Below are 24055 nucleotides of genomic sequence, written 5' to 3' on the forward strand. Positions count from 1 at the left end.
AAAGTTCATCACACATAGTGATTCTTTCTAAAGTAAGAAATGGTTAAGTTAGAAAGGGCGCACGGTGGATGCCTTGGCACTAGGAGCCGATGAAGGACGGGACGAACACCGATATGCTTCGGGGAGCTGTAAGCAAGCTTTGATCCGGAGATTTCCGAATGGGGAAACCCACTGCTCGTAATGGAGTAGTATCCATACTTGAATACATAGAGTATGAGAAGGCATACCCGGGGAACTGAAACATCTAAGTACCCGGAGGAAGAGAAAGCAAATGCGATTCCCTGAGTAGCGGCGAGCGAAACGGGAACAGCCCAAACCAAGAGGCTTGCCTCTTGGGGTTGTAGGACACTCTATACGGAGTTACAAAGGAACGATATAAGCGAAGAGGTCTGGAAAGGCCCGCCAAAGAAGGTAACAGCCCTGTAACTGAAATGTTGTTCTCTCCAGAGTGGATCCTGAGTACGGCGGAACACGTGAAATTCCGTCGGAATCCGGGAGGACCATCTCCCAAGGCTAAATACTCCCTAGTGACCGATAGTGAACCAGTACCGTGAGGGAAAGGTGAAAAGCACCCCGGAAGGGGAGTGAAATAGATCCTGAAACCGTGTGCCTACAAGTAGTCAGAGCCCGTTAACGGGTGATGGCGTGCCTTTTGTAGAATGAACCGGCGAGTTACGATCCCGTGCAAGGTTAAGCAGAAGATGCGGAGCCGCAGCGAAAGCGAGTCTGAATAGGGCGCATGAGTACGTGGTCGTAGACCCGAAACCAGGTGATCTACCCATGTCCAGGGTGAAGTTCAGGTAACACTGAATGGAGGCCCGAACCCACGCACGTTGAAAAGTGCGGGGATGAGGTGTGGGTAGGGGTGAAATGCCAATCGAACCTGGAGATAGCTGGTTCTCTCCGAAATAGCTTTAGGGCTAGCCTCAAGGTAAGAGTCTCGGAGGTAGAGCACTGATTGGACTAGGGGCCCCTACCGGGTTACCGAATTCAGTCAAACTCCGAATGCCGATGACTTATCCTTGGGAGTCAGACTGCGAGTGATAAGATCCGTAGTCGAAAGGGAAACAGCCCAGACCGCCAGCTAAGGTCCCAAAGTATACGTTAAGTGGAAAAGGATGTGGAGTTGCTTAGACAACCAGGATGTTGGCTTAGAAGCAGCCACCATTTAAAGAGTGCGTAATAGCTCACTGGTCGAGTGACTCTGCGCCGAAAATGTACCGGGGCTAAACGTATCACCGAAGCTGCGGACTGTTCTTACGAACAGTGGTAGGAGAGCGTTCTAAGGGCTGTGAAGCCAGACCGGAAGGACTGGTGGAGCGCTTAGAAGTGAGAATGCCGGTATGAGTAGCGAAAGACGGGTGAGAATCCCGTCCACCGAATGCCTAAGGTTTCCTGAGGAAGGCTCGTCCGCTCAGGGTTAGTCGGGACCTAAGCCGAGGCCGAAAGGCGTAGGCGATGGACAACAGGTTGATATTCCTGTACCACCTCCTCACCATTTGAGCAATGGGGGGACGCAGGAGGATAGGGTAAGCGCGGTATTGGATATCCGCGTCCAAGCAGTTAGGCTGGGAAATAGGCAAATCCGTTTCCCGTGAAGGCTGAGCTGTGATGGCGAGCGAAATTTAGTAGCGAAGTTCCTGATTCCACACTGCCAAGAAAAGCCTCTAGCGAGGTGAGAGGTGCCCGTACCGCAAACCGACACAGGTAGGCGAGGAGAGAATCCTAAGGTGATCGAGAGAACTCTCGTTAAGGAACTCGGCAAAATGACCCCGTAACTTCGGGAGAAGGGGTGCTTCTTAGGGTGTTAAAGCCCCGAGAAGCCGCAGTGAATAGGCCCAGGCGACTGTTTAGCAAAAACACAGGTCTCTGCGAAGCCGTAAGGCGAAGTATAGGGGCTGACGCCTGCCCGGTGCTGGAAGGTTAAGAGGAGCGCTTAGCGTAAGCGAAGGTGCGAATTGAAGCCCCAGTAAACGGCGGCCGTAACTATAACGGTCCTAAGGTAGCGAAATTCCTTGTCGGGTAAGTTCCGACCCGCACGAAAGGCGCAACGATCTGGGCACTGTCTCAACGAGAGACTCGGTGAAATTATAGTACCTGTGAAGATGCAGGTTACCCGCGACAGGACGGAAAGACCCCGTGGAGCTTTACTGCAGCCTGATATTGAATGTTGGTACAGCTTGTACAGGATAGGTAGGAGCCTTGGAAACCGGAGCGCTAGCTTCGGTGGAGGCATCGGTGGGATACTACCCTGGCTGTATTGACCTTCTAACCCGCTGCCCTTATCGGGCAGGGAGACAGTGTCAGGTGGGCAGTTTGACTGGGGCGGTCGCCTCCTAAAATGTAACGGAGGCGCCCAAAGGTTCCCTCAGAATGGTTGGAAATCATTCGCAGAGTGTAAAGGCACAAGGGAGCTTGACTGCGAGACCTACAAGTCGAGCAGGGACGAAAGTCGGGCTTAGTGATCCGGTGGTTCCGCATGGAAGGGCCATCGCTCAACGGATAAAAGCTACCCCGGGGATAACAGGCTTATCTCCCCCAAGAGTCCACATCGACGGGGAGGTTTGGCACCTCGATGTCGGCTCATCGCATCCTGGGGCTGTAGTCGGTCCCAAGGGTTGGGCTGTTCGCCCATTAAAGCGGTACGCGAGCTGGGTTCAGAACGTCGTGAGACAGTTCGGTCCCTATCCGTCGCGGGCGCAGGAAATTTGAGAGGAGCTGTCCTTAGTACGAGAGGACCGGGATGGACGCACCGCTGGTGTACCAGTTGTTCTGCCAAGGGCATCGCTGGGTAGCTATGTGCGGACGGGATAAGTGCTGAAAGCATCTAAGCATGAAGCCCCCCTCAAGATGAGATTTCCCATTCCGCAAGGAAGTAAGATCCCTGAAAGATGATCAGGTTGATAGGTCTGAGGTGGAAGCGTGGTGACACGTGGAGCTGACAGATACTAATAGATCGAGGACTTAACCTATATTCTATTGTGAAGCATGAACATTGTTATCTAGTTTTGAGAGAACATTCTCTCCATCAGGTTTGGTGGCGATAGCGAAGAGGTCACACCCGTTCCCATACCGAACACGGAAGTTAAGCTCTTCAGCGCCGATGGTAGTTGGGGGTTTCCCCCTGTGAGAGTAGGACGCCGCCAAGCTTCTATAAGGATCAGTTCCAGTCGGAACTGGTCTTTTTTGTTTTTTAAGAAAAGGAACAAACACTCGATCTGACATGGATACATATACTAAACTACCATCTAAAACATTCTTAATTTTGTATACAATTGAAAGCGCTAGGGCATACTGAAGCTATAAGTGGAGGTGTCACAATGAGCAAAAAAGAGCGAGAAGCGATTTGTTTGATTTGTGAAGAGAAAAAAACAAAGGGAATTTATTTATATCATCAGTTTTTGTGCCGAGAATGTGAGAGAAAGTTAATTTCTACATCGACCTCGGATCCTAGCTATGCCGATTATGTTAGAAAGCTAAAAAATCTTCATACGCCGCCTTTGTATTCATAGACCATTAGATGGTCTTTTTTTATGAGCTATGGAGGATTGGGCCTGTTTTTTGGAACTTAGTTTGGACATCATCCGTAATTAATAATAAGATAAACAGAGAGCCTGATTATTCATAGGAGTCGATGAACATGAAATCAATCTTTTATACATTTATATGGGCCATCCTCTCTACTTTTTTTTCGCTTGTGATTTTAACCGTCAGTATTGGGGTTTTCCATCATCATGTTGGATTATCGATACTGTATGCGATGATGGGGTGGGGCGTGATGTTTGCAGGGAGCAGATGGATTGCTTTCCAGTTGTTTTTAAAGAAACACGGACTGTCTCGTAGTGATTATGTATATATCAAACAGCATTTAAAAGAAGCAGGACAAAAGCTCGTACGTTTAAAGAAGGCTTTATTTGCTGTGAAGAACGTACAGACGATCAAACATAATTATGAAATTCTCCGACTTGCACGACGAATCTATACGATTACAAAAAAAGAGCCGACCCGGTTTTATGATGCACAGCGTTTTTATTTTGAAAGCTTGGATTCTGTCGTTGAACTAACTGAAAAATATGCACTATTGTATAATCAGCCTGATCGCAGTCATGAGCTGGAAATGACACTCAGTCAAACTCGAGTGACGCTGACAGAACTGCAAAAGCAATTGACGAATGATTTGCAGCAAGTATTAGGAAGAGACATAGAAGCCCTTCATATTGAGCTTGAAGTGGCAGATAAGATGATAAAGAAATAATGAAAGGAGTCAAACGTAATGAAACCAGAAGATCACATCCCAACAGCATCTGCTTCCACTACAGATCTTCAGTTTCAGGTGTTTGATACCTTATCTGATGAGGAGAAACAAGAAGCCATACAGCGTGCTGAGCAGATCCCTGACAATCCGCAAAAGCTGCTTTTCTATGGTACACGTGTGCAGGAACGATTATTGGAACAATCACAACAAATGATAAAATATGTTGAGAAAAAAGATATCGATCAAATAGGAGACGTGCTTGAGGCCTTTTTGCACCAGCTGTATGTAGTAGAACCGGAGGACTTACTGCCAAAGAAGCGGGGTTTTTTTTCGAAGTTATTTCGGCGGGAGAAGCGTTCTACTCAGGAAATCATATCGCGTTTTCAACATGCAAAATCACAGATCGAAAGATTATCAGCAAGGCTTCGTTACGCAAAAGGCGGATTAATCTCGGATCATATGTTATTAGAGCGTTTATTTGAAGAAAATCAAACTTTTTTCCAAGAGATGACGCTGCAGGTTGCAGCAGTTGAAGCGAAAATGACCACTTTAGAGAAGCAGATCATATCAAAACCGGAGCAGATTGGTAATCGGACTATAGAGGAGCAATTGATGAGTCAGGAAGTCAATGCAGAAGAATATATGGAGAGGTTGAAAGAACGGAAATATGATTTGCTGCTAAGCCGGCAAATTGCGTTGCAATGTAATGCCCAAATTCGAATGATCCAGCATACGAATCATACATTGGCCAATCACATTCAATCAACAGTTTCTGCATCTATTCCTCTATGGATCAACCAAATGTCGATTGCATTAACGCATATTCAACAGCGTGCCAATTCAGCTCTTGAGAATCGAATCCAAAAAACATATGAAAAGGTATCAAAGCAGCAGGGGGAGCTTCTTGAAGAGGCAGCTTTTGCACCTATAGATACGTTGAAAAAGGTTCAACGCCAATTAGCTGAAACCTTACAGCAAACGTTACAGGTGAAAGAGCATGGAAGCCAAGAGCGAGCCCAATTGAAAAACAGCATGTATGAGGCAGAACAGCAGCTGGCGAATCACCAGCCAATAAAGGAATGAGAATCCATCTTTCGGTTCCCTTGTATGAACGTTATAATAGACATAAGATATCGTTAAAGTGAAAAGGGTCGATTTGTTTGAAAACACCTTTATATACAGCATTAGCACAACATGCGGAAAAGAAACCTTATTCTTTCCACGTTCCAGGACATCACAATGGAGATGTCTTTTTTGATGAGGCACGGTCTTATTATGACTCAATTCTTCAGCTGGATGTAACAGAACTTGAAGGGTTAGATGATCTCCATCATCCAACTGGTGTGATTCAAGAGGCTGAACATTTATTGGCAAAGCTATATGGATCAGATCATAGCTTTTTTCTTGTGAATGGGACAACTGTCGGAAATTTAGCGATGGTGATGGCAGCCTGTCGTGCGGGAGATGAGATTTTCGTCCAGCGAAATTGTCATAAGTCTATTTACCATGCGATTGAGCTTGCAGGAGCCACGCCTATTATGGTAGAAGCTGAGGTAGATCCACACCTGCATGTTCCAACACATGTGACGGATGAAACAGTCAAAAAAGCCATTGCCAAACATCCTAATTGCAGGGCGATCGTTTTGACTTATCCAAACTACTACGGACATGCAGCTGATTTATCAAAGCTGATTGACATGTGCCACGAAGCAGGCATGATCGTTTTAGTTGATGAGGCACATGGGGCACATTTTGTATTAGGCGGCGCTTTTCCTCCATCTGCTCTTTCCTATGGAGCTGACGTGGTGGTACAATCAGCACATAAAACCCTTCCGGCCATGACGATGGGATCCTACCTTCATCTACAGGGAGGGCGAATGGATGCAAAACGTTTGAAAACATTCCTCACGATGCTTCAAAGCAGTTCTCCATCCTATCCAATTATGGCCTCATTAGATGTGGCAAGGGCCTATGTCGAGGAGATCAAGAAAAAAGGGATTTTGGATGGAATCATGAAAGGGCTGGCAGAGCTGAAAAATGAGTTCAATCGTATACCTCAGCTTGAAGTGGTCGAGTCTGAATTGCTTTCTAACGATCCATTAAAATGTGTGATTCGATCAACCAAAGGGCTGACTGGTTATGAACTAAAACGAGTACTTGAATCAGTGGAGGTTCACCCAGAGCTTGCGGACGAACATCAGGTTTTACTTGTCTTTGGTTTAGAACAGAAGAAGGATATCCCTTTTAAACGAATAGAGCAGGCCCTTAATCAAAGCAATTTATTGCTCAAAGGAAAAGATCATTTCCTAAGAGAGGCGCTGGCTGATGACAACGAGGAGCATAGACAGGATATAGAAGCCGTCCCATTTGAACATGCAGCAGGACGGGTTAGTGCAGAATCGGTTATTCCATATCCACCGGGTATTCCTTTGATCGTTAAGGGAGAGCGTATTGAAATCGATCAGATTGCGACTTTAAGCCGTTTGCTTGGACATCAGGTTCATGTTCAAGCCAGTCAGGTGATTCATCAGAGAAAATTATATGTTTATATAGAAGAGGAGACACTATGAGCGGTATGTTTATTACGTTTGAAGGGCCAGAGGGTGCTGGAAAAACGACAGTGATTCGAAAAGTGTATGAAGAAATGGAACGCCAAGGATATGCAGTGATGGCGACACGTGAGCCTGGCGGCATTGACATTGCAGAGCAGATTCGTGAAGTCATTTTAAATGAAAAAAACACAAAAATGGATGCGAAAACAGAAGCTTTGCTGTATGCAGCCGCAAGAAGGCAGCATTTGGCTGAGAAGGTAGAACCGGCATTACAGCGCGGGCAGACGGTTTTATGTGATCGTTTTGTCGATAGCTCCCTTGCTTATCAAGGCTATGCGAGAGGGCTTGGGATTGAAGAAGTAAAGTCAATTAACGACTTTGCTATCAATGGCACGATGCCGCAAATGACCATTTATTTTTCAATTACACCTGAGGAAGGGCTAAAGCGAATTGATGCCAACCAGGGAAGAGAAAAGAATCGATTAGACATGGAGACGCTGAATTTCCACCAGCTTGTCAGAGAAGGCTATGAACTGCTTATTGCACAATCGCCAGAACGATTCCGTGTAGTGGATGCGTCTCAGCCGATGCAGGCTGTCTATGAAGAAGTCCTTCAATTGATTCAGGACACATTAAAGCAAAATCAAATATGACCTAATTCCCAATCGTTGTTATAATATAGAGGAAGACATCGGCATGTCATCTGTGCCTAAAATAAAGGAGGCCAATCAAATGAAATTAATTGTTGCCGTTGTACAGGACCAAGATAGCAGCAAGTTGTTGAAAATATTGACTGAACATCATTTCGGCGTGACAAAATTAGCTTCAACTGGTGGGTTTTTAAAGTCTGGGAATACGACTTTTATTATTGGTTGTGATGATGTCCGGGTGGATAAAGCATTACAGCTTATAAAAGAAAATTGCCGTAAACGTGATCAAATGATCGCGCCTGTCTCCCCAATGGGCGGAAATGCAGATTCATACGTACCATACCCTGTTGAGGTTGAAGTTGGCGGAGCTACTGTTTTTATTCTGCCAGTTGAACAATTTCATCAATTTTAAGGATGGGTTGCTGTGAAAATTAATCAAGATATGCGGCTGCGTTTAGAAAAGCGTGAACTTCAAGCGATGAAAGGAAGCCAGACATCTGCCTCCTTTAAAGCTTCGATGGAGACGCAAAGCGGCAAACTGCGCTTAGAACAGTTGACGGTCATGCTGAGTGATATCGAAGTGTTCGGAAAAAAGCTCGCAAAGTCACGAAACCTAAAGGATTTGGCTAGGTTTAAAGGACTGGTGAAGCGCTTTGTGAAAGAGACAGTCGATAATGGTTTAAATATAGAAACATCAAGGAGCTTTGACATTTATGGCAACACACGTACACTTGCTTTGGTCAAAGCCTTAGATGAAAAGCTGATTGAATTAACCGAGGAAATGATGGATCAAGAGAAACCATCTATTGATTTGCTTGAACGTATTGGAGAAATAAAAGGTTTATTGATTAACCTTTACACATAGAGAGTGATAACATGGCAATTAGCTGGGATGACATGAATGATTTGCAGCCGCGCGTCATGCGGCTGATTTTTAATAGTATTGATAAAGACCGACTTGCGCACGCCTACTTATTTGAAGGAAAAAAAGGAACCGGAAAACTGGATGCAGCGATGCTTTTGGCTAAGAGCTTTTTTTGTTTGGAATCAGGAGTGAAACCATGTGAATCCTGTCAAAACTGCAAAAGGATTGCATCAGGAAACCATCCCGATTTACATCTTGTGCAGCCCGATGGCCAATCAATTAAAAAGGCGCAAGTGCAGGAATTGCAAGAGGAATTTACAAAAGCAGGTGTAGAATCTCACCGGAAAATGTATATTATTCTTCATGCGGACAAAATGACGGTCAATGCCGCGAACAGTTTATTGAAGTTCCTAGAGGAGCCTAATCGGGAAACGATGGCGGTTTTAATCACTGAGCAATCGCATAAAATGCTGGATACGATTATTTCAAGATGTCAGATGCTCAGCTTTCAGCCGCTGCAGCCACAATCCTTAGAGCAGCAGCTTTTACAAGAAGGCGTATCTCAGCATCTCGCAAGGCTTTTGTCGAATTTAACCAATAATTTAGCAGAAGCACTCGAATTAAGTCGAAATGATCAGTTTGCAGAGTCTAGAGCGAAAGTGATAAAATTGTATGAAGTCTTACACCAGCGAAAAGAACATGCATTTTTTTATATACAGGATCAATGGATGCCTTTTTTCAAAGAGAAAGACCTTCAAGAAACAGGTCTGGATATGCTTTTATTTATATATCGTGATGTATTGTCGATTCAAATAGGAAATGAAGATAAAGTCATTTATCAAGACTTATTCCAGACAATGAAGCAGCATGCGCTGCATTCCACACAGCAGATGGTGACCAGCCAGATCCTTGCTGTATTAGAAGCGAAAAAGAGACTTCAATCCAACGTGAATGCCCAAGGGCTGATGGAGCAATTGGTGTTGATGTTGCAGGAGGGATAAGCTTGTACAACGTAATTGGTGTTCGCTTTAAAAAAGCGGGCAAAATCTATTATTTCGATCCTAATGGATTTCATATAGAAAATGATAGTTGTGTCATTGTAGAAACGGTTAGAGGGGTTGAGTACGGACAAGTGGTCATCGCCAACAAAAAAGTAGATGAACACGATGTGGTTCTCCCTCTGCGTAAAGTCATTCGTGTAGCAGACGAACGAGACCGGCTCATCGTTGAGGAAAACAAAGAAGCAGCGATGACAGCCTTTGATACATGTCTTCAGAAAGTAAGTGAACATGGGCTGGAAATGAAATTGGTTGATGTTGAATTTACATTTGACCGAAACAAGGTCATCTTCTACTTCACAGCAGATGGCAGAGTTGATTTCCGTGAGCTAGTGAAGGATCTTGCATCAATCTTCAAAACGAGAATTGAACTTCGCCAGATTGGCGTAAGAGACGAGGCAAAAATGCTTGGCGGCATTGGTCCTTGCGGGCGAATGCTTTGCTGTTCGACATTCTTAGGAGACTTTGAACCAGTGTCTATTAAGATGGCAAAGGATCAAAACCTGTCGTTAAATCCGACAAAAATTTCAGGCCTATGCGGACGTTTGATGTGCTGCTTGAAATATGAGAATGATGAGTATGAAACAGCGAAAGAACAATTACCGGATATCGGCGAAACGATTCAGACATCTAATGGCTCTGCAAAGGTAGTAGGGCTCAATATTTTAGAACGAATTTTGCAAGTTGAATTAACCGGGCAAGAAAAAGTGATAGAATATACATGGGATGAATTATTACAAGAAGGCGTTGTATCTGCACAAACAACTGAGTAACGAGGTGTGCCACCTTGGATAAAAAGGAACTATTTGATACGGTGATTAATTTAGAAGAACAAATCGGTTCTCTTTATCGCCAGTTAGGTGATTTGAAAAATCATATCGGTGAAGTGATTGAAGAAAATCATCAGCTGCAAATGGAGAATCAGCACTTGCGTGAACGTCTGGATCAGTCCGATCGAGACAAATCGTCTGAGGCAGAGAATGATTCTGCCCAGAAGCCAAGTCATTCTGATATAGGAGAAGGTCATGATAACCTGGCCCGGTTATATCAGGAGGGCTTCCATATTTGTAATGTACATTATGGGAGCATTCGTAAAGAGGGAGACTGTTTGTTCTGTCTGTCATTTTTAAATAAAAAATGAGAAAAGGCTTCCGCTGAATCGGGAGCCTTTTTCACAGGAAAAGAAAGGATACATCATGGTTTCGTTAAGAGAAGATGAACGTTTAGATTACCTGCTCGCCGAAGATATGAAGATTATTCAAAGTAAAACTGTGTTTGCCTTTTCATTGGACGCGGTGTTATTAGCTAAATTTGCGTATGTGCCAATCCAAAAAGGAGAGATCATTGATCTTTGTACCGGAAATGGCATCGTGCCATTACTGCTTTCAACTCGTTCTAAGGCCTCGATTACGGGTGTTGAAATTCAAGAACGGCTGTTTGATATGGCAAAAAGAAGTGTGGAGTATAATCAACTTGCGCACCAGATCGAATTGATTCATGGTGATTTGAATGATATGCCGGAACGCTACGGCAACCATAAAGTTGACGTGATTACATGTAACCCGCCGTATTTTAAAACACCCTCTAAGGATGAAATCAATGAAAATGAATATTTGGCGATTGCACGGCATGAAATTCATTGTACATTAGAAGATGTTATTCGTGTTTCTTCCACGCTGCTAAAGCAAGGGGGGAAACTGGCGATGGTTCATCGACCAGGAAGGCTGCTTGAGATTGTTGAATTAATGAAAAAATACCGAATTGAGCCGAAACGAATTCAATTTGTTTATCCCAAACAAGGAAAAGAAGCCAATACTATCTTGGTAGAGGGCATAAAAGATGGAAAACCAGATCTGAAAATTCTTCCGCCTCTTTTTGTTTATGGGGAAGATCAGGAGTATACAGATGAAATCAGGACGATACTGTATGGAGAAGCATAATCATTATTTCTATGTATTAAAATGTGCAGATGGCAGCCTGTATGCGGGTTATACAAATGATTTACAAAAAAGACTGATAACCCATAATAGTGGAAAGGGAGCAAAGTATACAAGAGCGAGACGGCCGGTTGAGCTTTTTTATCATGAATGTTTTGCAACCAAAAGAGAAGCCATGCAGCAAGAATATCGTTTCAAAACGTGGACGCGGAAAAAGAAAGATATTTATATAGAAGAAATGCGAATGGAAAAGGAGGCGGCACATGAAAAAGACACAGAAAAGCTTTGATGGTCAATCTGGCATGGGTATTCTTTATCTTGTCCCAACCCCGATCGGAAATCTAGAAGATATGACGTTCCGAGCGATACAAACATTAAAAGATGTAGACTATATTGCAGCAGAAGATACAAGGCAAACGAAAAAGCTTTGTCATGTATACGAAATTGATACACCCTTAACCAGTTATCATGAGCATAACAAAGACAGCAGCGGCCACAAGTTAATCGAATGGCTAAAAGAAGGGAAAAGTATCGCACTTGTGAGTGATGCCGGTTTACCAACGATTTCAGACCCAGGGGCTGAAGTGGTTCGAGATTTTACTAGCATTGGAGGCTATGTCATTCCGTTACCTGGCGCAAATGCTGCACTAACAGCACTCATTGCATCAGGAATCGCGCCTCAGCCATTTTTCTTTTATGGTTTTCTCGACCGTCAGAAAAAAGAAAAGAAAAAGCAGCTTGAAGCCTTGAAGAAACGTCAAGAAACGATCATTTTCTATGAAGCGCCCCATCGGTTAAAAGAAACGCTGACTTTAATGAAGGAAGTGTGGGGGAATCGGAACATCGCAATTACGAGAGAACTGACGAAAAAATTCGAAGAGTTTATTCGTGGGGATTTAGAATCTGTGCTGACATGGGCTGCGGAGAATCAAATTCGAGGTGAGTTCTGTCTTGTGGTACAAGGAAATGATCAAGCTGAAGAAGAGCTGAATGAAGATGCTTGGTGGACGTCCTTATCTGAAAAAGAACATGTGATCCATTACATAGAGGAAGGATTAACGTCGAAGGAAGCCATTAAACGTACAGCTGTCGAACGTGGTGTACCAAAGCGCACGATATACGATGCTTATCATATTGAACAATAAAGAAAGGTTCTTGCAAACGGTGCAAGAACCTTTTTTATATGAACCTTATTTTTGTGATTGAAGTTGGTTTTGGATTTCGTTAATGATTTGCTCTGCACCTTCACGGCTAAGAACTAATTTACCATTAGCAAGTTTAAGGTTATCGTCTGATACTTCACCTGTTACTTGGCAAGTCATGTTTGGTTTATATTTTTTTAAGATAATTTTTTCATCATCAACATAAATTTCCAAAGCGTCTTTTTCAGCGATTCCTAGCGTACGGCGAAGTTCGATTGGAATCACCACGCGTCCTAATTCGTCAACTTTACGTACAATACCTGTAGATTTCATCTTCATTCTCCTCCCAAAAAGTTCTTATTCTTAAAATAATATTATCTTCGTCATTATTCGACAAATTCCTTACATTCCTAGCATAACAAGGTTTCCATAAATCGTCAATCATTTTGTTTACTATTGTTTGTAAAATATGACTCTTAAAGTCAAAAGACCTTGAAACTACTGGTGTATAAGGATTTTGTAGGCTTTTCCTATGAAAATATAAGAAATGACGAGATCAGATTAACAAGACTTTTGCCCTAATTTAGCCAATTGTAAATCTGGAAATAGATTTCATACGACAATATTCGACAAAATGTCGACGGGTTTGTCGTTTTTTTCGAAAAACTCATCTTTTTCGATCATTTCAGCTTGTTCTATGTATATATGCTTGATCTTAAAGGCTAAGATGGTATCATAGAGAAAGCACAAGTGCAAAATTAAATGAATTGATCTGACACATTTTCATGTAATGATGATAACCGCTCTCGTCCATTGGGCGGGAGTTTTTGACATTTACACACACGCAGGAGGTTCCGACATGCCGGAAAAGAAAAAAACGTTTTATCTGACAACACCTATTTACTATCCGAGCGGAAAATTACATATTGGACATGCTTATACGACAGTAGCAGGAGATGCTATGGCTCGTTATAAACGTCTTCAAGGCTATGATGTGATGTATTTAACAGGTACAGATGAGCACGGGCAAAAAATTCAGCAAAAAGCTGAAGAACAAAATATCACACCGATCGAGTATTTAGATCCAGTCGTTGAAGACATTAAATCATTATGGAAGAAACTCGACATTTCGAATGATGACTTCATCCGTACAACAGAAAAAAGACATACGAAAATCATTGAGCAAGTCTTCCAAAAATTGCTTGATCAAGGCGATATTTATTTAGATCAATATGAGGGCTGGTACAGTATTCCTGATGAGACATTCTATACGGAAACACAGCTTGTTGATGTTGAGCGTAATGAGAAAGGGGAAGTCATTGGCGGAAAAAGCCCTGACAGCGGCCACCCTGTTGAATTAATTAAAGAGGAATCATATTTCTTCCGTATGAGTAAGTATGCGGACCGTTTGCTCAATTATTACGAAAAAAATCCATCGTTTATTCAGCCTGAATCAAGAAAGAATGAAATGATTAATAACTTCATTAAACCAGGTTTAGAGGATTTAGCAGTATCAAGAACAACCTTTGATTGGGGAATTAAAGTTCCTAACAATCCAAAACACGTCATTTATGTATGGATTGATGCGTTATTCAACTATTTAACTGCGATTGGCTATGGAACAGATCAAGATGATAAATATAAAAAATATTGGCCTGCCAACGTACATCTCGTAGGAAAAGAAATTGTACGCTTCCATACGATTTATTGGCCGATTATGTTGATGGCATTAGATCTGCCTCTGCCGAAACAAATTTTCGCACACGGCTGGCTGCTCATGAAAGATGGCAAAATGTCTAAATCAAAAGGGAATGTGGTAGATCCGGTCACATTAATTGATCGCTATGGTCTCGATGCCCTTCGTTATTACCTGCTTCGCGAAGTACCATTTGGTGCAGATGGTGTGTTTACACCAGAAGGATTCGTGGAACGTGTAAACTATGACCTTGCCAATGATTTAGGTAACTTGCTTAATCGTACAGTTGCGATGGTCCAAAAATATTTTGACGGCACATTAAGCAGCTATAAAGGCCCTGTTAATGAGTTTGATGAAGAGCTGAAAGCAGTAGCTGAACAAACAGTTAAAGCCTATGAAGAAGCGATGGAAAATCTTGAATTCTCTGTGGTTCTTTCAAATGTTTGGACATTAATCAGCAGAACCAATAAATATATTGATCAAACAGCTCCATGGGTGCTGGCAAAGGATGAAACAAAACGAAAAGAATTGCATTCTGTTATGTATCATTTAGCAGAATCACTTCGAATCACTGCAGTACTCTTAACGCCGTTCCTAACGAAAACACCTGAGAAAATCTTCTTCCAGCTTGGAATTGAAGAAGATAAGCTCAAAAGCTGGGATAGTATCCTATCATTTGGTGCGATTCAACAAGCAACGGTACAAAAGGGAGAGCCTTTGTTCCCGCGTTTAGAGGTTGAAGAAGAAGTAGCCTACATTAAAGGAAAAATGCAGGGAAGTGCACCTAAGGTAGAAGAAGAGAAAGTGGAAATCGAAGAAACTGAATTACCTGAGCTGGGAGCAGAAATTGCATTTGATGATTTCTCAAAAGTTGATCTTCGAGTTGCACAGGTATTGGAAGCAGCCCCAGTGAAAAAAGCCGATCGTCTTTTAAAGCTTCAGCTTGATTTTGGATTTGAAAAAAGACAAATCGTCTCTGGGATTGCCAAGCACTATCAACCAGAAGAATTAGTAGGGAAAAAGCTCGTTTGCGTAGCAAATCTTACCCCAGTTAAACTCAGAGGGGAAATTTCCCAGGGAATGATTTTAACTGGAGAAACAGGCGGGAAATTGCAGGTTCTTGAAGTAGATCAAACTCTAGCAAATGGAACAAAAATTTTATAAATCAACAAAGGTGTTCCACGTGTAACATTTCGTCGAACACCTTTTGTTTTTTAGCAGAATTGTCGAAAGGAGCAATCAACCATGTTATTTGATACACATGCCCACTTGAATGCAGAACAATACAATGAAGACTTAGAACAGGTGATCGAAAGAGCGAAAAGCGAAAAAGTTGAGAAAATCGTGGTGGTAGGGTTTGACCGCCCAACAATTACGAGAGCGATGGAATTAATTGAAGAGTATGATTTCATATATGCAGCTATCGGCTGGCATCCAGTCGATGCTATTGATATGACAGATGAGGATTTGGCTTGGATCAAAGATTTATCTCAACACCAAAAAGTGGTTGCGATTGGAGAAATGGGTCTGGATTACTATTGGGACAAGTCGCCAAAAGATGTGCAAAAGGAAGTCTTTAGACGCCAAATTGCTCTTGCGAAGGAAGTGAATCTTCCAATCGTTATTCATAATCGTGACGCAACGGAAGATGTCGTGACGATTTTAAAGGAAGAGGGAGCAGCTGAGGTTGGAGGTATTATGCACTGCTTTACTGGCAGTCTAGAAACTGCAAAAGCGTGTATGGAGATGAACTTTTATATTTCATTCGGTGGACCCGTGACATTTAAAAATGCCAAAAAGCCAAAGGAAGTTGTAAAGGAGATACCGAGTGACAAACTTTTGATTGAAACAGACTGCCCATACTTAACGCCAGTGCCATTTAGAGGGAAACGTAATGAGCCAAGTTATGTCAAATATATTGCAGAACAGATTGCGGAGCTGAGAGAAATCAGTTTTGAAGAGCTTGCTGAATTGACAACAAAAAATGCAAAAAAAGTTTTCCGTATAAACTGACAGTATATGATGTCAATCCTTGTTTAAGCTTGTCCAATTGTGAAACATAACGAAAAAGTTCTACACGTTTGCGCCTCCTCATAGGATAAGTTGTCGATAAGTCTTTCTTCCCTTCCTTCCATAAATCTCCCATAATAGGTTTACAATCGAGCATTTTTGTACAGTGGGTGGAAGGGTTGACAGGTTTTGAGATACTCTATATAATCTCTCCGAGGAGAAGGAGGCGTTTTTCATCGTACAAAAAATGAAAAATCTGTTTTCTGTGAAGCTAGGAAAAGGCAAGGTTTTATTACTCGTTGTTTGCTTGCTTTTAGCTGGAACTGGAACGGCTTACGGTGCGCATGAGCTCACTAAGCAGTCTATTACCATTTCAATCAATGGTAAAGAGAAGACAATTCGTACACATGAAGAGACAGTAGCTCAGCTGCTTTCAGAACTTGGCATAAGGACCAAGGCGGAGGATCATATCTCTCCAAGTCTAAATACAAAGATTCAAGACAACATGAACATTGTGTATGATGCGGCTATACCGGTTCATCTGACCCTAGATGGGAAAGAGAAAACGATATGGACAACAGATCAGACGGTTGGAGCATTATTGAAGAATGAGAAGATAGATATTGGGAAGCACGATCAAGTAACTCCAGGAAAGAATGACAAGTTAACAAAGGATATGAATCTTGTGGTTCAGCAGGCCTTCCAGGTCAGCTTAAATGATGGAGGAAAAGATAAAAAAGTGTGGACCACTTCGACTACGGTCGCTGACTTTTTAAAGCAACAAGAGCTAAAGCTCAAGAAGCACGATAAGATCAAGCCTGCGTTACATAGTAACCTTTCTAAAAAGAGCGCAGATATAAAGATCACTCGGGTGGAAAAAGTCACCGATGTAGTGGAAGAGAAAATTGCTTTTGATACCAAACATAAAAAGGATCATTCTCTTGAAAAAGGGAAAGAGAAGGTACTTAAAAAAGGTGAAGAAGGTAAATTGAAGAAGCACTATGCCATTGTGAAAGAAAACGGCAAAGTGGTGTCTAAAGAATTGATTAAAGAAGTGACTGAAAAAGATAGTAAGGACCGATTAGTGGCTATTGGTACACAAGTGGCCAAAAAGGAGCCTACAGTGTCCCCTGCGGTTTCACGAAGCAATGAATCGTCAGGAAAAGAATTTTATGTGGCGTCAACAGCCTATACAGCGAGCTGTGCTGGATGTACGGGCAGAACGTCTACAGGCTTTAATTTAAAAGCAAATCCGGGTGCAAAGGTCATAGCAGTTGATCCGAGTGTCATTCCGCTGGGCTCAAAAGTGTATGTGGAAGGCTATGGATATGCCGTTGCATCAGACACTGGATCTGCTATAAAAGGGAATAAAATTGATGTGTTCGTCCCAAGTAAGTCGGCAGCTTATCAATGGGGAAATAAACGAGTGAAGATTAGAGTACTCAAATAAACACATCAAATCATTTATATGAACAGAGGGCTTTGCGCACCCTCTGTTTTTTTGGTTATAATAGAAGCACTGTTTTCTAATTAATTAGACGCAAAAGCAGCATGAAAGGTTTCGTTTTTTTAACCAAAAAATGTAGATTGTTTTTGCAAGCGGAGGAATACATGAAAATCAAAGAAATCATTGTGGTGGAGGGTCGTGATGACACTGCCAGAGTGAAGATGGCGGTTGATGCAGATACGATCGAAACAAACGGATCCGCCATTGGCGATACAGTCATTCAACAAGTGCGTCTTGCGCAGGAGACGAGAGGGGTCATTATTTTAACAGATCCTGATTTTCCTGGTGAGAAGATCCGTAAAACCATCGCAGAGGCAGTTCCTGGCTGTAAGCACGCTTTTTTGCCAAAACATCTTGCGAAGGCGAAGCGGGATAAAGGAATTGGTGTCGAGCATGCTTCCTTGGACAGTATTCGGGAATGTCTTGCCCATGTCCATGAAGAAATGGAAGAATCGGAAAGTGACATTACATTAGACGACTTATTTGACGCAGGCCTTATCGGTGGCGAAGCATCGAAACGCCGCCGCGAACGACTAGGAGTGCTTTTAAATATAGGATATACCAATGCGAAGCAGCTGCAAAAGCGCCTTCACATGTTCCAAATAACCAAACATGATTTTATTGCGGCCTTAAAGACCGTCATGCAGGAGGAAGCCGATGAATAAAGATATTGCGACACCCGTCAGAACGAAGGAAATACTGAAGAAGTACGGTTTCTCTTTTAAAAAGAGCTTAGGGCAGAACTTCTTAATTGATACAAATATTTTAGATCGCATTGTCGATCACGCGGAGGTTACAGATGAGACCGGCGTCATTGAAATTGGACCTGGTATCGGCGCATTGACAGAGCAGCTTGCTAAACGTGCAAAGAAAGTCACCGCTTTTGAAATCGATCAGCGTTTATTGCCTATTTTAAACGATACGCTTTCTCCATATGATAATGTCACGATCATTCATCAAGATGTATTAAAGGCGGATGTGAGAAAGGTCATCGAGGAAAATTTTGCTGACTGTAAAGAAGTGATGGTCGTAGCCAACCTTCCATATTACGTGACAACACCGATTATTATGAAATTGCTTGAAGAAAACCTTCCATTGAAAGGGATTGTGGTCATGCTGCAAAAAGAAGTAGCAGATCGTATGGCAGCTGTCCCTTCATCTAAGGAATACAATTCACTGTCTATCGCAGTTCAATTTTACACAGAAGCAAAAACGGTGATGGTTGTGCCTAAAACGGTTTTTGTTCCTCAGCCAAATGTCGATTCGGCTGTGATTAAGCTGACTGTTCGTGAAACGCCTGCTGTCTCAGTAGAAAATGATGCGTTTTTCTTTCAATTGATCCGAGCGAGCTTTGGCCAGCGCCGGAAAACATTGATGAATAATTTGATGAATAATCTACCTGATGGAAAAAAACATAAAGCGATCATCGAAGAAGCACTTCAAACAGCAGATATTGATGGAAAGCGCCGCGGAGAATCATTATCCATTGAGGAATTTGCCCGTTTGTCGAATGTTTTACAAAAAGCCCTATCGTAAGGGCTTTTTTCTTTTGTTTTTCACCACTTCAACTGTTCGGGCATAGGCTAGAAAGAACAGCATATATGAAAGGCGATCATGTGTAGTGCAAGACGATACCAACAGGATATGAGCCTGATTGTGGAGTGAACAGCATGCAATTTCAAATAGGAGATATGGTGACGAGGGCATCCTATCAAATGGATATTATGTTTCGAATCATTCGAATTGATGAGACAGATCAGCACGAAGCCACTGCCATATTGCATGGGAATGAAGTGAGGCTGATTGCTGATGCTAAGATGTCGGATCTCGTCTTAATTCAAAAAGAGGAGCAGCTGACAAGGGAGAAGGACGACGAACGGAAAATTAACGAATCGCTCGACTTACTAAGACAGGATTATCAGCTGCTGCGTGAAAAACAAGAGTATTATACTTCTGGACAATATCAGCATCAGGAGCAGTATTTTCACATGCCTGGAAAGGTCCTTCATTTAGATGGAGATGCTTCATACTTAAAGAAATGCTTAGATGTATATGAACGAATTGGTGTGCCTGTATATGGAGTACATTGCCATGAGAAGAAAATGCCAAGCGTGATCGATTCGTTACTTGATCAATATCGGCCTGATATTTTGGTCATTACAGGGCATGATGCGTATTCCAAGCAAAAGGGCGGCGTAAATGATATCGGTGCCTATCGCCATTCTCGTCATTTCGTTGAGACGGTTCAAAAAGCAAGAAAGAAAATTCCTCATTTAGATCAACTTGTGATCTTTGCAGGCGCCTGTCAATCTCATTTCGAATCATTGATCCAAGCAGGTGCCAATTTTGCAAGCTCACCTTCACGTGTGAACATCCATGCGCTCGATCCCGTCTATATCGTTGCGAAGATCAGCTTCACTCCATTTGTAGATCGAATCAACGTATGGGATGTGCTTCGTAATACATTAACAAGAGAAAAAGGACTCGGAGGCATCGAGACGAAGGGTGTTTTAAGGGTAGGTATGCCATATAAAAAAGACCATGAATCGACATAACCCGACTGATTTCAGTCTGGTTTTTTTTATGTGTAAAAAGAAATTTCAAACGGATACATAATTCACCGGAATTTGAGAAAAATAGGGAGGAGAAAAGGTAGAAGTTTGTCAAAATTATTTTGTTGACAATGGCTCGTGTTGGTTGATATAATTTAATTTTTATTTGACAAAAATGGGCCGTTGTTGTATAATTATCTCAGTGAGGTGGATGCAATGGCGAAGACTTTGTCCGACATCAAAAGATCGCTTGATGGTAACTTAGGTAAACGTTTGACGTTAAAGGCTAACGGAGGCCGCCGTAAAACAATTGAGCGTTCGGGCATTTTAGCTGAAACGTACCCTTCTGTATTTGTGATTCAATTAGATCAAGATGAGAATTCGTTTGAAAGAGTTTCTTACAGTTATGCAGATATACTGACTGAGACGGTCGAATTAACGTTCGATGATGCCGCTAGCTCAGTCGCCTATTAATGGGCAGTGAACTTCTTGTTTACTGCTTTTTGTTTTGCCTTTTTTTCTGAATGGGAGTCTGTCCATTTTTTGAAAGGGGTAAAAGAAAGGATTCGATACAAAATAAGAAAGCCACAAAAGCAGTGGCACTGATTCGAATTCTCGACTAAAGGGGCTGTTTCGTTTGGGTAGACGCCGAGGCATTATGTCAGATGAGTTCAAATACGAGCTGGCGAAGGATCTTGGATTTTATGATACCGTCAAAAATGGAGGCTGGGGGGAAATTCGTGCGCGTGACGCGGGTAATATGGTCAAACGTGCCATCGAATTAGCTCAGCAGCACATGGCTCAGGAAGAGAATCAACGATAGAAAAATGGTCAGGGATACCTCAGGTGTCTCTGGCTTTTTTTGTTGGAAAAGTCAGTGTGCTGGGCGTAAAAGCCAATATTCATCAGATCCATCAAATGTGATACAATATTGATACTTATGTTTAGATGGAGAAGTAGGTGAAATGTTTGCGTATTTTAGAAAAAGCACCGGCAAAAATTAATCTCTCACTTGATGTCCATGGAAAAAGACCGGATGGATATCACGAAGTAGAGATGGTGATGACAACAATAGACCTTGCAGATCGACTTGAGCTGACGGAGCTGGACAAAGACGAAATCCGTGTATCATCTCATAATCGATTTGTGCCAGATGATCAGCGTAACCTGGCTTATCAGGCGGCTAAATTACTCAAAACAAGGTTCGGTATTCAAAAAGGAGTATCGATTGTCATCACAAAAGCAATCCCTGTTGCAGCAGGTTTAGCTGGAGGCAGCAGTGATGCTGCAGCAGCGCTTCGCGGTTTAAACCGTTTGTGGAAGTTGAATCTCACGTTAGATGAACTGGCTGAGCTTGGAGCGGAGATCGGCTCAGATGTGTCTTTTTGTGTACACGGAGGCACAGCACTAGCGACAGGACGTGGAGAAAAACTGAAGCATATCGCGACACCGCCGCATTGCTGGGTGATTTTAGCGAAGCCGGTGATTGGGGTATCTACAGCTGAAGTTTATAGACAATATGACGCAAGCAAAGTAGAACACCCAAATGTACAGCGTATGATTGAAGCCATTGAAGCGAAAGATTATAAAGAGATGTGCGGCTCACTCGGTAACGTTCTGGAGTCAGTGACATTAAAGATGTATCCAGAAGTAGATATGATCAAAAGACAGATGAAGCGTTTCGGTGCTGATGCTGTATTAATGAGTGGAAGCGGCCCAACGGTATTTGGCTTGATTCAATATGAATCGAAGGTACAAAGAATATATAACGGACTGAGAGGATTTTGTGATCAAGTATACGCTGTCCGCATGATCGGCGAACAAAATGCCCTTGATTAAATCCGTATATTAAGTTATATTATTCATAAATTATTCGGGTTCTGGGGGTAAGTTCATGAAGTTTCGTCGAAGCGGCAGATTGGTGGACTTAACAAATTATTTGTTAGCCCACCCGCACGTACTAGTACCTTTAACTTTTTTTGCAGAGCGATATCAATCTGCAAAGTCCTCCATTAGTGAAGACTTAACGATTATCAAACAGACCTTCGAACAGCAGGGAATAGGCACATTGCTTACTGTACCTGGCGCTGCTGGCGGAGTGAAATATATTCCAAAAATACACCTAAAAGAAGCAGATGACGTAGTAAACGATATCGGAGAGGCATTATCAACTCCTGAACGTGTACTTCCTGGCGGTTATTTATATTTAACCGATGTTTTAGGCAATCCATCGATACTTGCGAAAATCGGTAAGCTGTTTGCGACCATCTTTGCGGACCGTGCGATTGATGTCGTCATGACCGTTGCGACAAAAGGTATTCCGATTGCCTATTCTGTTGCGGGTTATTTAAATGTGCCTGTTGTGATCGTTAGAAAAGATAATAAGGTAACCGAAGGATCAACTGTCAGTATTAATTATGCGTCAGGTTCTTCTAACCGAATTCAAACCATGTCCCTTGCAAAGCGAAGCTTAGATAAAGGCTCCAATGTGTTGATCATTGATGACTTTATGAAAGCGGGCGGAACCATTAACGGCATGATGAATTTGCTTGAGGAATTTAATGCAAATGTTGCAGGGATCGGTGTTCTTTTAGAAGATGAAGGCGTAGATGAACGTCTTGTCGATGAATATGTCTCGTTGTTAAAGCTTTCTACCATTGATATGAAGCAAAAAATCATTGAGATCAATGAAGGCAATTTCCACGAGTTTTTTCATTCGAAAGCGTAAGCTTTGATTAAACATGTATTTGAATGGGAGAGATTGATATGACAAAAGTTGTTCAAACCAAACATGCACCAGCAGCCATTGGACCTTACTCTCAAGGAATTATTGTCAATAACATGTTTTACAGCTCAGGGCAAATTCCATTAAGCCCAGCTGGAGATTTTGTAAATGGAGATATTAAAGAACAAACACATCAAGTATTCCGTAATCTTGAGGCTGTACTTGAAGCAGCAGGTGCTTCCTTTGAAACAGTCGTGAAAGCAACTGTTTTCATTAAAGATATGGAACAATTCGCTGAAGTGAATGAAGTGTACGGTGAGTATTTCCATACACATAAGCCAGCTCGTTCATGTGTGGAAGTGGCAAGACTTCCAAAGGATGCGCTTGTAGAAATAGAAGTAGTTGCATTAGTTAAATAAACAGGCACTCTCAATGAAAGCCGTTTGGTTTCATCATATGCAGGGAAAGACATCATCATGATGTCTTTTTTTATGCTGAGAATGTAAGCGTCGTCACGAATATGACAAATAATGTATAAATATCCCGATATTTCAAAAAAAGTTTAAAAAAAGAGCAGGAGAATCACCACGATCGTTGAATACCTAAGTAATGCTTTTATATTGGGAAAAGGTGGTGAACTACTGTGGAAGTTACTGACGTAAGATTACGCCGCGTGAATACCGATGGTCGCATGAGGGCGATTGCATCCATCACGCTGGACCACGAATTTGTTGTTCATGATATTCGTGTGATTGATGGAAACAATGGGTTGTTTGTAGCAATGCCTAGCAAACGCACGCCTGATGGAGAGTTTCGCGATATTGCACATCCAATTAATTCAAGCACTCGGGGTAAAATCCAAGATGCTGTATTAAATGAATATCATCGCTTAGGCGAAGAGGAAGAAACAATTGAATATGAAGAAGCTGGAGCTTCTTAATCATATGTGAACTTAAAAAGACGGCTTTAAGAGAAAATGAATGTTTTCTTTTAAATGCTGTCTTTTTTTCGTTCTTTCTCTTGTTTCTTAAGTCTTTCATCTGTTAGAAAATTATTGTACTTCCTTATGTATCCTTGAAATCAGTCTTTATTTAGGATATATTTTT

26 protein-coding genes and 2 rRNA genes are annotated in these 24055 nt (G+C 42.2%); 27 read left to right on the plus strand and 1 reads right to left on the minus strand.

Translation table 11 applies throughout. The features are described from left to right. Positions 1–41 precede the first annotated feature (41 nt). From NSQ76_RS00180 to rsmI, 15 genes are all read left to right on the plus strand, one after another. Positions 42–2972, plus strand: a 23S ribosomal RNA gene (locus NSQ76_RS00180). Between the two features lie 61 nt (positions 2973–3033). Further along, a 5S ribosomal RNA gene (gene rrf, locus NSQ76_RS00185) occupies positions 3034–3149 on the plus strand. Positions 3150–3320: 171 nt separating this feature from the next. Beyond that, on the plus strand, positions 3321–3512 hold the full coding sequence (locus tag NSQ76_RS00190; RefSeq protein WP_024425620.1) for a sigma factor G inhibitor Gin: 192 nt from the start codon (positions 3321–3323) through the stop codon (positions 3510–3512). 128 nt (positions 3513–3640) lie between these two features. Beyond that, positions 3641–4255: a 5-bromo-4-chloroindolyl phosphate hydrolysis family protein gene (locus NSQ76_RS00195; RefSeq protein WP_034624452.1), complete on the plus strand. Its 615-nt coding sequence runs from the start codon at positions 3641–3643 to the stop codon at positions 4253–4255. An 18-nt stretch (positions 4256–4273) separates the two neighbouring features. Beyond that, a complete protein-coding gene (locus NSQ76_RS00200; protein ID WP_327823327.1) occupies positions 4274–5338 on the plus strand; it encodes a toxic anion resistance protein in 1065 nt (354 codons plus the stop codon). A 77-nt stretch (positions 5339–5415) separates the two neighbouring features. Beyond that, positions 5416–6825, plus strand: a complete 1410-nt coding sequence (locus NSQ76_RS00205) for an aminotransferase class I/II-fold pyridoxal phosphate-dependent enzyme (RefSeq protein WP_327823328.1) — start codon at positions 5416–5418, stop codon at positions 6823–6825. Continuing rightward, positions 6822–7460 (plus strand): dTMP kinase, encoded by a 639-nt coding sequence (gene tmk / locus NSQ76_RS00210; protein WP_024427207.1) that lies wholly within the window; start codon positions 6822–6824, stop codon positions 7458–7460. Before NSQ76_RS00205 ends, tmk begins: the two co-directional genes overlap by 4 nt. Positions 7461–7539: 79 nt before the next feature. Continuing rightward, the gene (locus tag NSQ76_RS00215; RefSeq protein WP_024425625.1) at positions 7540–7869 is read left to right on the plus strand and encodes a cyclic-di-AMP receptor; all 330 of its coding nucleotides are present in this window, start codon (positions 7540–7542) and stop codon (positions 7867–7869) included. A 12-nt stretch (positions 7870–7881) separates the two neighbouring features. After that, complete coding sequence (locus tag NSQ76_RS00220) at positions 7882–8322, plus strand: YaaR family protein (RefSeq protein WP_024425626.1); 441 nt, start codon at positions 7882–7884, stop codon at positions 8320–8322. A gap of 11 nt (positions 8323–8333) precedes the next feature. Then, complete coding sequence (holB, locus tag NSQ76_RS00225; RefSeq protein ID WP_327823329.1) at positions 8334–9323, plus strand: DNA polymerase III subunit delta'; 990 nt, start codon at positions 8334–8336, stop codon at positions 9321–9323. 2 nt (positions 9324–9325) lie between these two features. After that, complete coding sequence (locus tag NSQ76_RS00230) at positions 9326–10153, plus strand: PSP1 domain-containing protein (protein ID WP_327823330.1); 828 nt, start codon at positions 9326–9328, stop codon at positions 10151–10153. A gap of 14 nt (positions 10154–10167) precedes the next feature. Continuing rightward, positions 10168–10521, plus strand: a complete 354-nt coding sequence (gene yabA / locus NSQ76_RS00235) for a DNA replication initiation control protein YabA (RefSeq protein WP_024425629.1) — start codon at positions 10168–10170, stop codon at positions 10519–10521. 55 nt (positions 10522–10576) lie between these two features. Further along, on the plus strand, positions 10577–11320 hold the full coding sequence (locus NSQ76_RS00240) for a tRNA1(Val) (adenine(37)-N6)-methyltransferase (protein ID WP_024427205.1): 744 nt from the start codon (positions 10577–10579) through the stop codon (positions 11318–11320). After that, positions 11307–11606 carry a GIY-YIG nuclease family protein gene (locus tag NSQ76_RS00245; protein ID WP_024425631.1) on the plus strand — a complete coding sequence of 100 codons (300 nt, stop codon included), beginning with the start codon at positions 11307–11309 and terminating at the stop codon, positions 11604–11606. The genes NSQ76_RS00240 and NSQ76_RS00245 overlap by 14 nt, the downstream gene beginning before the upstream one ends. After that, the gene (gene rsmI / locus NSQ76_RS00250) at positions 11581–12462 is read left to right on the plus strand and encodes a 16S rRNA (cytidine(1402)-2'-O)-methyltransferase (protein ID WP_172881266.1); all 882 of its coding nucleotides are present in this window, start codon (positions 11581–11583) and stop codon (positions 12460–12462) included. Before NSQ76_RS00245 ends, rsmI begins: the two co-directional genes overlap by 26 nt. 45 nt (positions 12463–12507) lie before the next feature. Here rsmI and NSQ76_RS00255 read toward each other — a convergent pair whose 3' ends face one another. Next, positions 12508–12798 (minus strand): AbrB/MazE/SpoVT family DNA-binding domain-containing protein, encoded by a 291-nt coding sequence (locus NSQ76_RS00255; protein ID WP_087975202.1) that lies wholly within the window; start codon positions 12796–12798, stop codon positions 12508–12510. Positions 12799–13318: 520 nt separating this feature from the next. Between NSQ76_RS00255 and metG the strand changes: the two genes are divergently transcribed. From metG to spoVG, 12 genes are all read left to right on the plus strand, one after another. Further along, positions 13319–15319: a methionine--tRNA ligase gene (metG, locus tag NSQ76_RS00260; RefSeq protein ID WP_341051689.1), complete on the plus strand. Its 2001-nt coding sequence runs from the start codon at positions 13319–13321 to the stop codon at positions 15317–15319. Between the two features lie 81 nt (positions 15320–15400). Next, complete coding sequence (locus tag NSQ76_RS00265; RefSeq protein ID WP_135033207.1) at positions 15401–16168, plus strand: TatD family hydrolase; 768 nt, start codon at positions 15401–15403, stop codon at positions 16166–16168. Between the two features lie 244 nt (positions 16169–16412). Further along, complete coding sequence (locus NSQ76_RS00270; protein ID WP_135033208.1) at positions 16413–17615, plus strand: G5 and 3D domain-containing protein; 1203 nt, start codon at positions 16413–16415, stop codon at positions 17613–17615. 161 nt (positions 17616–17776) lie between these two features. Beyond that, positions 17777–18337: a ribonuclease M5 gene (gene rnmV, locus NSQ76_RS00275; protein WP_017359323.1), complete on the plus strand. Its 561-nt coding sequence runs from the start codon at positions 17777–17779 to the stop codon at positions 18335–18337. After that, positions 18330–19208, plus strand: a complete 879-nt coding sequence (rsmA, locus tag NSQ76_RS00280; RefSeq protein WP_025093515.1) for a 16S rRNA (adenine(1518)-N(6)/adenine(1519)-N(6))-dimethyltransferase RsmA — start codon at positions 18330–18332, stop codon at positions 19206–19208. The genes rnmV and rsmA overlap by 8 nt, the downstream gene beginning before the upstream one ends. A gap of 134 nt (positions 19209–19342) precedes the next feature. Then, positions 19343–20227 (plus strand): sporulation peptidase YabG, encoded by an 885-nt coding sequence (gene yabG, locus NSQ76_RS00285; RefSeq protein WP_024427198.1) that lies wholly within the window; start codon positions 19343–19345, stop codon positions 20225–20227. A 213-nt stretch (positions 20228–20440) separates the two neighbouring features. After that, positions 20441–20698, plus strand: a complete 258-nt coding sequence (gene veg, locus NSQ76_RS00290) for a biofilm formation stimulator Veg (protein WP_024425637.1) — start codon at positions 20441–20443, stop codon at positions 20696–20698. 163 nt (positions 20699–20861) lie between these two features. After that, positions 20862–21047: a small, acid-soluble spore protein, alpha/beta type gene (locus NSQ76_RS00295; RefSeq protein ID WP_017366434.1), complete on the plus strand. Its 186-nt coding sequence runs from the start codon at positions 20862–20864 to the stop codon at positions 21045–21047. 146 nt (positions 21048–21193) lie between these two features. Next, entirely contained in the window at positions 21194–22063 is an 870-nt protein-coding gene (gene ispE, locus NSQ76_RS00300; RefSeq protein ID WP_019743558.1) for a 4-(cytidine 5'-diphospho)-2-C-methyl-D-erythritol kinase, read from the plus strand. Between the two features lie 55 nt (positions 22064–22118). Further along, the gene (purR, locus tag NSQ76_RS00305; RefSeq protein WP_024425638.1) at positions 22119–22952 is read left to right on the plus strand and encodes a pur operon repressor; all 834 of its coding nucleotides are present in this window, start codon (positions 22119–22121) and stop codon (positions 22950–22952) included. Positions 22953–22990: 38 nt separating this feature from the next. Further along, on the plus strand, positions 22991–23368 hold the full coding sequence (gene ridA, locus NSQ76_RS00310; protein WP_135033209.1) for a 2-iminobutanoate/2-iminopropanoate deaminase: 378 nt from the start codon (positions 22991–22993) through the stop codon (positions 23366–23368). Between the two features lie 224 nt (positions 23369–23592). Beyond that, positions 23593–23889 (plus strand): septation regulator SpoVG, encoded by a 297-nt coding sequence (gene spoVG, locus NSQ76_RS00315; protein WP_008357439.1) that lies wholly within the window; start codon positions 23593–23595, stop codon positions 23887–23889. Positions 23890–24055: the final 166 nt, after the last annotated feature.

It is taken from the genome of Bacillus sp. FSL M8-0256 (assembly GCF_038005765.1).
In the GTDB taxonomy this organism is placed as follows: domain Bacteria; phylum Bacillota; class Bacilli; order Bacillales; family Bacillaceae; genus Bacillus; species Bacillus safensis.

Bases quoted from the DNA above. Each gene is read 5' to 3' on its own strand.
- NSQ76_RS00190 (WP_024425620.1), top strand. From the start codon at position 3,321: ATGAGCAAAAAAGAGCGAGAAGCGATTTGTTTGATTTGTGAAGAGAAA.
- NSQ76_RS00195 (WP_034624452.1), top strand. From the start codon at position 3,641: ATGAAATCAATCTTTTATACATTTATATGGGCCATCCTCTCTACTTTT.
- NSQ76_RS00200 (WP_327823327.1), top strand. From the start codon at position 4,274: ATGAAACCAGAAGATCACATCCCAACAGCATCTGCTTCCACTACAGAT.
- tmk (WP_024427207.1), top strand. From the start codon at position 6,822: ATGAGCGGTATGTTTATTACGTTTGAAGGGCCAGAGGGTGCTGGAAAA.
- NSQ76_RS00215 (WP_024425625.1), top strand. From the start codon at position 7,540: ATGAAATTAATTGTTGCCGTTGTACAGGACCAAGATAGCAGCAAGTTG.
- holB (WP_327823329.1), top strand. From the start codon at position 8,334: ATGGCAATTAGCTGGGATGACATGAATGATTTGCAGCCGCGCGTCATG.
- NSQ76_RS00240 (WP_024427205.1), top strand. From the start codon at position 10,577: ATGGTTTCGTTAAGAGAAGATGAACGTTTAGATTACCTGCTCGCCGAA.
- NSQ76_RS00245 (WP_024425631.1), top strand. From the start codon at position 11,307: ATGGAGAAGCATAATCATTATTTCTATGTATTAAAATGTGCAGATGGC.
- rsmI (WP_172881266.1), top strand. From the start codon at position 11,581: ATGAAAAAGACACAGAAAAGCTTTGATGGTCAATCTGGCATGGGTATT.
- NSQ76_RS00255 (WP_087975202.1), bottom strand. From the start codon at position 12,798: ATGAAGATGAAATCTACAGGTATTGTACGTAAAGTTGACGAATTAGGA.
- metG (WP_341051689.1), top strand. From the start codon at position 13,319: ATGCCGGAAAAGAAAAAAACGTTTTATCTGACAACACCTATTTACTAT.
- NSQ76_RS00265 (WP_135033207.1), top strand. From the start codon at position 15,401: ATGTTATTTGATACACATGCCCACTTGAATGCAGAACAATACAATGAA.
- NSQ76_RS00270 (WP_135033208.1), top strand. From the start codon at position 16,413: ATGAAAAATCTGTTTTCTGTGAAGCTAGGAAAAGGCAAGGTTTTATTA.
- rnmV (WP_017359323.1), top strand. From the start codon at position 17,777: ATGAAAATCAAAGAAATCATTGTGGTGGAGGGTCGTGATGACACTGCC.
- rsmA (WP_025093515.1), top strand. From the start codon at position 18,330: ATGAATAAAGATATTGCGACACCCGTCAGAACGAAGGAAATACTGAAG.
- yabG (WP_024427198.1), top strand. From the start codon at position 19,343: ATGCAATTTCAAATAGGAGATATGGTGACGAGGGCATCCTATCAAATG.
- veg (WP_024425637.1), top strand. From the start codon at position 20,441: ATGGCGAAGACTTTGTCCGACATCAAAAGATCGCTTGATGGTAACTTA.
- purR (WP_024425638.1), top strand. From the start codon at position 22,119: ATGAAGTTTCGTCGAAGCGGCAGATTGGTGGACTTAACAAATTATTTG.
- ridA (WP_135033209.1), top strand. From the start codon at position 22,991: ATGACAAAAGTTGTTCAAACCAAACATGCACCAGCAGCCATTGGACCT.